At 71.0% G+C, this 11,627-nt stretch carries 2 protein-coding genes (1 of these 2 cut by a window edge); both read left to right on the top strand.

What is annotated here, in order from left to right; genetic code table 11:
* Positions 1–11 precede the first annotated feature (11 nt).
* Positions 12–11,306 (top strand): non-ribosomal peptide synthetase, encoded by an 11,295-nt coding sequence (locus tag AABA78_RS38610; RefSeq protein ID WP_338270546.1) that lies wholly within the window; start codon positions 12–14, stop codon positions 11,304–11,306.
* A protein-coding gene (locus AABA78_RS38605) for a non-ribosomal peptide synthetase (protein WP_338270544.1) crosses the window boundary here: on the top strand, positions 11,299–11,627 show its 5' portion. It continues 17,194 nt past the right edge of the window; 329 of the gene's 17,523 nt are visible here — the first part of the coding sequence; its start codon is at positions 11,299–11,301; its stop codon lies off the right edge, out of view. Before AABA78_RS38610 ends, AABA78_RS38605 begins: the two co-directional genes overlap by 8 nt.

Raw genomic sequence — 11,627 nt, 5'->3', positions numbered from 1 at the left:
AGTGGGCGAAGGTGCTGGGCGTCGGACGCGTCGGCGCGCGGGACAACTTCTTCGAGCTGGGCGGACACTCGCTGCTGGCGACGCAGGCGATTTCGCGCGTGCGCTCCGTCTTCGGCGTGGAGCTGCCGCTGCGTGCGTTGTTCGAAGCCCCCACCGTCGCGGGGCTCGCCGCGCGAGTGGACGAGGCCCGTCGTGGCCCGAAGGCCGAGGGCCGTCCGCCGCTGGTCGCTGGACGCTGGGAAGGCGCGGCGCCGCTGTCCTTCGCGCAGCAGCGACTCTGGTTCATTGATCAGTTCGAGCCGGGAAGCGCCTCGTACAACATCCCCGCCGCCGTCCGGCTGGAGGGGGCGCTGGACGTGTCGGCGCTGGAGCGCTCGCTGCATGCGCTCGTGCGTCGTCACGACGCGCTGCGGACCGTGATCCGCTCCGAGGAGGGCCGGCCCGCCCAGGTCGTCCTCGCGGATGCCGAGATCCCGCTGACGCGAATCGACCTGGAAGGTCTGCCCGGCGCGGAGCGTGAAGCCGAAGCCCTGCGGCTCGCGGGCGAAGAGGCGCGCCGTCCGTTCGACCTGTCGAAGGGCCCCCTCTTCCGGTCGACGTGGGTGCGGATCGCGGAGCGCGAACACCTGTTGCTGCTGACGATGCACCACATCGTCTCCGATGGCGCCTCCATGGGCGTGCTCGTGCGAGAGCTGACCGCGCTCTACGAGTCGTTCCGCACGGGCCAGCCTGTGTCGCTGCCGGAGCTGCCGGTGCGGTACGCGGACTACGCGGCATGGCAGCGCGGCTGGTTGCAAGGTGACGCGCTGGAGTCGCAGCTCACGTGGTGGACGGGGCAGCTCGCGGGCGCGCCTCCCGCGCTGGAGTTGATGACGGATCGGCCTCGCCCGGCGGTGCAGTCCTACCGGGGCGCGCGGTTGCCGGTGGCCCTGTCCGCGGAGCTGTCCGCGACGCTGCGGGGGCTCGGCAGGAGTGAGGGCGTCACGCCGTTCATGTTGCTGCTCGCCGCGTGGCAGGTGCTGCTGTCGCGCTACAGCGGGCAGGACGACGTGAGCGTGGGCACGCCCATCGCGGGCCGCGACCGGACGGAGCTCGAAGGGCTCATCGGCTTCTTCGTCAACACGCTCGTGCTTCGCACGCGGTTCGACGGCGCGCCCACCTTCCGCGAAGTGCTGGCGCAGGTGCGCGAGACGACGCTCGGTGCCTTCGCCCACCAGGACGTCCCGTTCGAGAAGCTGGTGGACGCGCTGAGCCCTGAGCGGGACCTGCGCCGTTCACCGCTGTTCCAGGTCATGTTCGCGCTTCAGCAGAAGCTCCTGACCGAACAGCAGCTGCCCGGGCTGTCGCTGCGTCCCATCGAAGCCGATGACCGCACGGCCAAGTACGAGCTGACGCTGTCGCTGTCGGACACGGCGGAGGGGTTCTCCGGGTCGATTGAGTACAACACGGACCTGTTCGACGCGGGGACGGTGGAGCGGATGGCGGGGCACCTGGAGGTGCTGCTGGAGGCCATCGCGAAGAACCCGGACGCGAAGGTGTCGCAGCTGCCGCTGCTGACGGAAGCGGAGCGGCGGCAGCAGGTGCTGGGGTGGAACGCGACGCGCACGGCGTTCCCTCGGGAGAAGTGCGTCCACACGCTGGTGACGGAGCAGGTGGAGCGCACGCCGGAGGCGGTGGCGCTGGACTTCGGAGGCGAGCAGCGGACGTTCCGGCAGGTGGAGGCGAGGGCGAACCAGCTGGCTCAGCGGCTGGTGAAGCAGGGCGTGAAGCGCGGGTCGCGGGTGGGGCTGTGCGTGGAGCGAGGGGTGGGGATGGTGGAGGGGATGCTGGGCATCCTCAAGGCGGGCGGGGCGTACGTGCCGCTGGACGCGGGCTACCCGCGAGAGCGGCTGGCGTTCATGGTGGAGGACGCCGGGGTGGAGGTGCTGGTGACGCAGGCGTCCCAGCGGGGAGCGCTGCCGGAAGGCCATTACCAGGTGGTGCTGCTGGACGACGGTGCGCTGGACGCGGAGCCCGTGCAGGCGCCGGAGAGCCGGGTGGATGCGACGGACCCGGCGTACGTCATCTACACGTCGGGAAGCACGGGGCGTCCGAAGGGTGTGTGGGTGCCTCACCGGGCCATCGTGCGGCTGCTGGTGGAGACGAACTTCATCCAGTTGACGGCGGAGGACCGCATCGCGCAGGTGTCGAATGCGTCGTTCGATGCGGCGACGTTTGAAATCTGGGGCGTGCTGCTGCACGGCGGGCGGCTGGTGGGGGTGGCGAAGGACGTGGCGCTGTCACCGGCGGCGTTCGCGGCGTACCTGCGCGACGAGCGCATCACCACGCTGTTCGTGACGACGGCCCTGTTCAACCAGTTGGTGGCGCAGTCGGCGGAGACGTTCCAGACGGTGCGCCAGCTCCACGTGGGTGGCGAGGCGGTGGATCCGGGAGCGATGCGCGCGGCGCTCGCGGCCGGAATGTCCGGGAAGCTCGTCCACGTGTATGGCCCCACGGAGAGCACGACGTTCGCCTCGTGGCACGAGGTGAAGCAGGTCCCCGCGGGCGCGGTGACGGTGCCCATCGGCAAGCCGCTGTCCAACACGGAGCTGTACGTCCTGGATGCGCACGGGCACCCTGTGCCAGCGGGTGTCGCGGGTGAGCTGTACATCGGCGGCGACGGACTGGCGCTGGGCTACCTGGGCCGGCCGGAGCTGACGGCGGAGAAGTTCGTGCCGCATCCGTTCGGCACGGAGCCAGGTGCGCGGCTGTACCGCACGGGCGACCAGGTGAAGCAGTTGCCGGACGGCAGCGTGGTGTTCCTGGCCCGGCTGGACTCGCAGGTCAAGGTGCGCGGCTTCCGCATCGAGCTGGGCGAGGTGGAGTCCGCGCTGAGCCAGTGCGACGGCGTGCGCGAGAGCGTGGCGGTCGTGCGCGAGGACGCTCCGGGACACCGTCGGTTGGTTGCATACGTGGCGGGCCAGGGTGTGACAGCGGAAGGGTTGCGCGAAGCGCTGAAGGCCCGGCTGCCGGAGTACATGGTGCCCGCGGCCTTCGTGGTGCTGGACGCGCTGCCGCTGACGCCCAACGGCAAGGTGGATCGCAAGGCGCTGCCGAAGCCTGAAGCAACGGCTGAAATGTCGGAGGCCTACGAAGCCCCGAGGACGCGCACGGAAGAGACGCTGGCGTCGGTGTGGGCGCGAGTGCTGGGCGTGAAGCGGGTAGGGGTGAAGGAGAACTTCTTCGCGCTGGGCGGCGACTCCATCCTGAGCATCCAGGTGGTGGCGAAGGCGGGGCAGGCGGGGCTGAAGGTGACGCCGAAGCAGCTCTTCCAGCACCCGACGGTGGAGCAGCTGGCGAAGGTGGTGGAGCAGGGACGCGGGGTGGTGGGGGAGCAGGGGCTGGTGGAGGGAGAGGCGGCGCTGACGCCGATTCAGCGGTGGTTCTTCGAGAGGCAGTTGCCGCAGGCGCACCACTTCAACCAGGCAGTGCTGCTGGAGGCGAAGGAGGGCGTGGAGGCGGAGCGGCTGGAGGAGGCGCTGAAGGCGCTGGTGGCGCATCACGATGCGCTGCGGCTGCGGTACGAAAAGGGTGAAGCGGGTTGGAAGCAGCACCACGCGGGAGTGGGTCCGGGCCCCTACCTGCGGCGGCTGGACGTCTCGGCGTCTTCGGATGAAGGCGAAGCGCTGGCGAAGGCGGCGAAGGAGCTTCAGGGCAGCCTGAGGTTGGACGAAGGACTGCTGCTGCGCGCGCTGCTGGTGGAGCGGAGCGCGGGCAAGCCGTCGTGGCTGCTGCTGGCGGTGCACCACCTGGCGGTGGACGGCGTGTCGTGGCGAGTCCTCCTGGAGGATCTGGGCACGGCATACGCGCAGCGTCGCCAGGGCCAGAACGTAACGCTGCCCGCGAAGACGACGTCGTTCCAGACGTGGGCGCGCAAGCTGGAGGAGTACGCGCGCGGGCCGGAACTGGAGAGGGAAGCGGCGTGGTGGCTGGCGCAGGCGCGTGAGGAAACGCCCGCGCTACCGATGGACGCAGGTGGAGTGCGCACGGTGTCGTCCGCACAGGGCGCGGTGGCCGCATTGACCGCCGACGCGGCCGGTGGGGCCAGCAGCACGGCGGCATCCGCACAGGCTGCGGTCGCGTCGAACACGGTGGCCTCCGCACGGAGTGTGGTGGTCGGCCTGGACGCGGAAGAGACGCGGACGCTGTTGCAGGAAGTGCCGGGCGCGTACCGGGCGAGCGTGAACGAAGTGCTGGTGTCCGCCCTGGCCCGAGTCCTGACGAAGTGGACGGGACAGCCGCGGGTGCGGGTGGAAGTGGAAGGACACGGCCGCGAGGAACTCTTCGCGGACGTGGACGTGACGCGCACGGTGGGGTGGTTCACCTCGCTGTACCCGGTGGTGCTGGAGGTGTCGAAGGAAGGCACGGCGGGGGACGCACTGCGCGCGGTGCGTGACACGCTGAGGGCGGTGCCGGGCAAGGGCGTGGGCTACGGCCTGCTGCGCTACCAGGGCCCGGAAGCCATCGCGGCGAAGCTGAAGCAGGCACCGAAGGCCCCGGTGGCGTTCAACTACCTGGGCCAGTTCGACGCGCTGGCCAGCGGCACCGGAGGCTTCACGCTGGCGAAGGAGTCCGCGGGCCCGACGCAGGGCGAAGGCGGCCAGCGCAGCCACGTGCTGGAGGTCAACGGGCTGGTGGTGGGTGGGCAGCTGGAAGTGACGTGGACGTACAGCGAAGCGCTGCACACGAAGGCGACGGTGGAGGCGCTGGCGCGTGAGTACACCGAGGCGCTGAAGGCGCTGGTGGCCGGGCGCAAGACGCAGGACGCGGCGAAGTACACGCCGGCGGACTTTCCGCTGGCGAAGCTGGACGCGAAGACGCTGGCGAAGGTGCAGGAGGCGGTGGGGCAGCAGGTGGAGGACGTCTACCCGCTGTCGCCCATGCAGCAGGGCATGCTCTTCCACGCGCTGCTGTCGCCGAAGTCGGGCGTGTACTTCGAGCAGCTCTCCTGGGCCTTCCACGCGAAGTTGGACGTGGCGGCGCTGAAGCGGGCGTGGGAGGAGCTGGTGGCGCGGCACGCGGTGCTGCGCACGACGTTGCTGTGGGAGGGACTGGAAGCGCCGTTGCAGGTGGTGCGGCGCGAGGCGGCCCTGCCGTGGCGTGAGTTGGACTGGCGCGGGCAGACGGAAGCGGCGCAGCGGCAGGCGCTGGACGCGTACCTGGAAGAGGACCGGGCGCAGGGCTTCAGCCTCACGCAGGGCCCGCTGCTGCGCGTGGCGCTGGTGCGTTTGGACTCGCACGTCCACCGGCTCATCTGGAGCTTCCATCACACCCTGCTCGACGGCTGGAGCCTGGGCCTGGTGATGCAGGACGTGTTCGGCTTCTACGATGCGTTCAGCCGGTCGCAGGCGCCGCTCGTGGTCGCGCGGCCTCCCTTCCGGGACTACATCGCGTGGCTGGGCCAGCAGGAGTCGGCCCGTTCGGAGGCGTTCTGGCGCGAGCGGCTCGCGGGCTTCACGGCCCCCACGCCGTTGCCCCTGGATCAGGGCACGGGCTCCGATGACAGCGAGGCCGTCCACCGGCACGGCTCGCAGGAGATCGCCCTCTCCGCGGAGACCACCGCCGCCATCGAGTCCTTCGCGCGCCGCCACCAGCTCACGCTGGGCGCCGTGGTGCAGGGCGCGTGGGCGCTGCTGCTGAGCCGCTACAGCGGCGAGCAGGACGTGGTCTTCGGCACCACCGTCTCGGGCCGTCCCTCGGAGCTTCCGGGGGTGGAGGGGATGATGGGCCTGTTCATCAACTCCCTGCCGCTCCGGGTGCGGATCACTCCCGCGGACACGCTGGTGTCCTGGCTCCAGGGCATCCAGACGCAGCAGGTGTCCCTCAGCGCCCACGAGCACTGCCCGCTGGTCCAGGTCCAGTCGTGGAGCGAGCTGCCCCGAGGCCAGGCGCTCTTCGAGAGCCTCGTCGTCGTGGAGAACTACCCCATCGACGCGTCCATCAAGGAGCGCGCCCGCGGCCTGGACGTGCGCGACTTCGAGGGCCGTGAGCGGCTGACCCTGCCCCTGGCCCCCGCGGTCCTCCCCGGCGAGAAGCTGGGCCTGCGCCTGTCCTACCAGCTGTCGCGCTTCGACGCGGAGGCCATGACCCGGCTGCTGGGCCACTGGCGCACGCTGCTGGAAGGCATCGCCGTCGCGGCGGCCGACAGCCGCGTCTCCCGCCTCTCGCTCCTCACGGACTCCGAGCGGCATCAGGTGCTGAAGGACTGGAACGCCACGCAGGCGCCGCTGGAGGCCGAGGCCTCGCTGCACGGCCTCTTCGAGGCGCAGGTGGAGCGCACGCCCGACGGCATCGCCGTGGAGCTGGACGACACGCGCTGGACGTACCGCGAGCTGAATGCCCGCGCGAACCAGCTCGCGCGCCAGCTCAAGCTCCTCGGCGTGGGGCCGGAGGTCCGCGTGGGCGTGTGCCTGGAGCGCTCGCCCGAGCTGCTGATGGCGCTCCTGGGCATTCTCAAGGCCGGTGGCGCCTACGTGCCCGTCGACCCGGACTACCCGCAGCACCGGATCGCCTACCTGCTGGAGGACTCGCGCGTCCCGGTGCTCGTCACCCGCGAGGCCATCGCGGACGAGTTGCCCTCGCGCGGAGAGCAGCTGCTCTGCGTGGACTCCGACGCCGCGAGCCTCGCGCGGCAGCCTTCCGGCAACCTGCCCGCGCTGGGCGGACGGCACCTGGCCTACGTCATCTACACGTCGGGCAGCACCGGCCAGCCGAAGGGCGCGCTCGTCGAGCACCGGGGCATCGTCAACACGCTCGCCCAGGCGGTGCGTGACTTCGACGTGCGCCCCGGGACGCGCACGCTCCAGTTCGTGTCGATGAGCTTCGACGTGTCGCTGCTGGAGATCTTCTCCACGCTCGTGGGCGGAGGCACGCTGGTCCTCGCGCCGCGCGAAGCGCTGCGGCCCGGCCCGGAGCTGACGCGGCTGATGCGCGAGCGCAACATCACCACGTCGGTGCTGCTGCCCTCCACGCTGGCGGTCCTCGCGTCCGACGACTTCCCCACGCTCCAGACGGTGGTGACCGGCGCGGAGGCCTGCCCGGCGGAGGTGATGGACCGCTGGGCGCAGGGCCGCCGCTTCGTGAACTCCTACGGTCCCACCGAGGCGAGCATCACGGTGACGAGCGCGGTCTGCGCGCCGGGCTCTGGGACGCCGCCCATTGGCCGGCCGTATCCCAACGTGCGCGCCTACGTGCTGGACGCGACGGGGGCGCCGGTGCCGGTGGGCATCGCGGGCGAGCTGTTCATCGGCGGCGCGGGCGTGGGCCGTGGCTACCTGGGTCGGCCCGAGCAGACGGCGGGGCGCTTCGTGCCGGATCCGTTCGGTTCGGAGCCGGGCGCGCGGCTGTACCGGACGGGCGACCTGGTTCGCTACCGCGCGGACGGCGCGCTGGAGTTCGTCGGCCGCACCGACCACCAGGTCAAGGTGCGCGGCTTCCGCATCGAACTGGGAGAGATCGAAGCGGTGCTCGCGGGCGCGGTGAGCGAGGCGGTGGTGCTGGCCCGCCAGGACGTGCCGGGCGACCGGCGACTCGTGGCGTACGTCGTGGCGCGCGAGGACGAGACGGTGGATGCAACGGCGTTGCGGCGCTATCTGGAGGACAAGCTCCCCGAGCACATGGTGCCGTCCGCGTTCGTTGTCCTGGACGCGATGCCGCTCACGCCCAACGGCAAGGTGGACCGCAAGGCCCTCCCGGCGCCGGACGCGGTGCGCTCGGAGCAGGGACCGACCTACGTCGCGCCACGCACGCCGGTGGAGGAGACGCTGGCCGCGACCTGGCGCGAGCTGCTGGGCGTGTCCCAGGTGGGCATCCACGATGACTTCCTGGAGCTGGGTGGACACTCGCTGCTGGCCACGCAGGCCATCTCGCGGATCCGCGCGGCGTTCGGCGTGGAGCTGCCGCTGCGCGCGCTGTTCGAAGCCCCTACCGTGGCCGCGCTCGCACAGCGGGTGGAGGCCGCTCGCGCTGAAGCGTCGCCCGGTGTGCCCCCGCTGAAGCCCGCGGCTCGCACCGGCCCGCTGCCGCTGTCGTTCGCACAGCAGCGGCTGTGGTTCCTGGAGCAGCTGTCGCCGCAGGGCTCGCTCTACAACATCCCCAGCCTGCTCAAGCTGGAGGGACACCTGGACGTGGCCGCGCTGGAGCAGGCGCTCAACGCGCTCGTCCTGCGGCACGAGAGCCTGCGGACGACGTTCCACGCCGAGGATGGCCGGCCGTTCCAGCGCATCATCGAAGCCCCGGTGCTCTCGTTGCCGGTGGTGGACCTGCGCGAAGTCGATGCGGCGCTGCGGGAGCAGGAGGCCTGGAGGCTGGCGCGCGCTGAAGCGCAGCGGCCGTTCGATCTGGTCCACGGTCCGCTCCTGCGCGTCACGCTGCTGCGGACGGAGGAGCGTGAGCACCTGCTGGTCCTGTCGATGCACCACATCGTCTCCGACGGCTGGTCCGCGGGCGTGCTGGTGCGCGAGTGGGTTGCCCTCTACGCCGCGCGCATCGAGCAGCGCGACGCGGTGCTGCCTCCGCTGCCGGTGCAGTACGCGGACTACGCTGTGTGGCAGCGCGAGTGGTTGAAGGGAGACGCGCTGGAGGAGCAGGTCGGCTGGTGGCGGCGGGAGCTGGAAGGTGCCCCGGCCGCGCTGGAGCTGCCGACGGACCGGGTGCGCCCCGCGAAGTTGACGGAGCGGGGTGGCTCGGTGCCGGTGCGGCTGTCGAAGCCGCTGTCGGACGCACTGCGGACCCTGGGCCGCGGCGAGGGCGCCACACCGTTCATGGTGTTGCTGGCCGCGTGGCAGGTGCTCCTGTCGCGCTACAGCGGCCAGGACGACATCAGCGTGGGCACGCCCGTCGCGGGACGGTCGCAGGCGGAGGTGGAGGGCCTCATCGGCCTGTTCCTGAACACACTGGTGCTGCGCACGCGGGTGCGCGCGGCGGATCGCTTCCGTGAGGTGCTCGCGCGAGTGAAGGAGACGACGCTGGGCGCGTTCGCGCACCAGCAGGTGCCGTTCGAGCGGCTGGTGGACGCGTTGAGGCCGGAGCGCGACCTGGGCCGCACGCCGCTGTTCCAGGCGATGCTGGTGCTCAACACGGAGGTGGATACCTCCCTGTCGCTGAGCGGCCTGACGTTGCGCCGTCTGGAGCTGGAGAATCTGGCGGCCAAGTTCGAGCTGAACCTGTCGCTGAGCGATGCGCCGGAGGGCTTCCAGGGCGCGCTGACCTACAGCGCGGATCTGTTCGAGCGCTCGACGGTCGAGCGGATGGTGGAGCACCTGGGCGTGCTGCTGGAGGGGATCGCGGCGACGCCGGACGCGTCCGTGAGTGCGCTGCCGATGCTGGCGGAGGCGGAGCGGGAGCAGGTGCTGAGGGCGTGGAACCAGACGGCGGAGGCAACGCCGCTGGAGAGCATCCACGGGATGTTCGAAGCGCAGGCGAAGCGGAAGCCCGGCGCGGTGGCGGTCGTCGCGGACGGCAAGCAACTGACGTACGCGGAGCTGGACGCGAAGGCGAACGGAGTCGCGAAGCAGCTGCGAGCGCTGGGCGTGGGCCCGGAGTCGCTGGTGGGCCTGTACGTGGAGCGCACGGTGGAAGCGGTGGCGGGGATGCTGGGCATCCTCAAGGCGGGAGGCGGGTACGTGCCCATGGACACGTCCTTCCCCGAGGCGCGAGTGAAGGCCATCGCGGAGGACGCGGGGCTGCGCGTGGTGGTGACGCAGCGGGCGTACGCAAGCCAGGTGGCGAACCTGGGCTGCCAGACGCTGAGTGTCGAGGACGTGAGCGGCAGCACCGAGCCCGTGACGTCGAACGTGCGCGGGGAGAACGCGGCATACGCCATCTTCACGTCAGGAAGCACGGGGCGTCCGAAGGGCGTGGTGGTGGAGCACCGGCAGCTGGCCAACTACGTGGGGAGCATCCGCGGGAGGCTGAGGCTGGAGGAGGGAATGAGCTTCGCGTCGGTGACGACGCTGGCGGCGGACCTGGGGCACACGGCCGTCTTCCCGATGCTGTGCGGAGGCGGGACGCTGCATTTGGTGTCGAAGGAGGTGGCGTCGGACGCGGAGGCGCTGGGCGCGTACATGCAGGCGCACGGGGTGGACGGGCTGAAGGTGGTGCCCTCGCACCTGCGCGCGCTGCTGAGTGGGCCGAACGCGAAGGCGGTGCTGCCGAGGAAGCGGCTGGTGGTGGGCGGAGAGGCGTCGGACAAGGAGCTGGTGGAGACGGTGAAGCGGCTGGCGCCGGAGTGCGCCGTCTTCAACCACTACGGCCCGACGGAGACGACGGTGGGCGTGCTGACCAACCCCGTGGAAGGCGCGTGGGAAGAAGGCGCGGCGACGCTGGCGCTGGGCCGTCCCATCGGCAACGCGCGCATGTACGTGCTGGATGCCAGTGGGCATCCGGTGCCGAGGGGCGTGGCGGGAGAGCTGTACGTGGGCGGCGCGGTGGTGACGCGCGGGTACGTGGGGAGGCCAGAGCTGACGGCGGAGCGGTACGTGCCGGACGGCTTCAGCACGGAGCCCGGGGCGCGGCTGTACCGCACGGGCGACAAGGTGAGGCAGCGGGAGGACGGGAAGCTGGAGTTCCTGGGGCGGGTGGACTTCCAGCTGAAGATTCGCGGCTACCGCGTGGAGCTGGGTGAGGTGGAGGCAGGGCTGAGCGCATGCGCGGGCGTGCGTGAAGCCGTCGTCATCGCGCGGGAGGACGCGCCCGGAGACAAGCGGCTGGTGGCGTACGTGGTGGCGAAGCCGGGCAGCACGGTGGAGGCCACGGCACTGCGCGGCGAGCTGAAGGGACGGCTGCCGGAGTACATGGTGCCGTCGGCCTTCGTGGTGCTGGAGGCGATGCCGCTCAACGCCAACGGCAAGGTGGACCGCAAGGCCCTGCCCAGGCCGGACGCGGAGTCGGAGCCGCGCTCGCGGGACTTCGTTGCTCCGCGCAGCGACCTGGAGCAGCAACTGGCGGCCATCTACTCCGAGCTGCTGGGTGTGAAGCGCGTGGGCATCCACGACGGCTTCTTCGAACTGGGCGGTCACTCACTGCTGGCGACGCAGGCCATCTCGCGGATCCGCCAGACGTTCCAGGTGGAGCTGCCGCTGCGCAAGCTGTTCGAATCGCCCACGGTGGAGACGCTCGCGGTGCTTGTGATGGAAGCCCAGGCCGCCCAGGTGGACCCCGAGGAACTCGAGCGGCTCATGGCGGAGATGGAAGAACTGTCCGGTGAAGAGGCGCAGGCCCTCCTGGACGCGGAAACGGAACAGGTCAGGAAGACTTCCAATGAGTGACACCTCGAAGCGGTTCTCCAACCTGTCGCCCGAGAAGCAGGACCTGCTGATGCGGAAGCTGCGCCAGAAGAGCGCGGCGGCCCCCGTCGCGACGCTCGTGGCGCGTCCGAGGAACGCGGTCTCCTCCTTCCCGCTGTCCTTCGCGCAGCAGCGCCTGTGGTTCCTGGATCAGTTCGATCCCCAGAACCCGCAGTACAACATCCCGCTCGCGGTCCGGCTCGACGGTGTCTTGGACGGCGCCGCGCTCCAGCGCTGCCTGGACGAACTGGTGCGCCGGCATGAGGTGCTGCGCACGACGTTGCGCGCGGAGGAGGGCGGCGC

Source organism: Corallococcus caeni (assembly GCF_036245865.1).
Taxonomy (GTDB): domain Bacteria; phylum Myxococcota; class Myxococcia; order Myxococcales; family Myxococcaceae; genus Corallococcus; species Corallococcus caeni.
The sequence above is the reverse complement of the archived record's forward strand: the minus strand, read 5'-3'. Positions and strand labels throughout refer to the sequence as shown.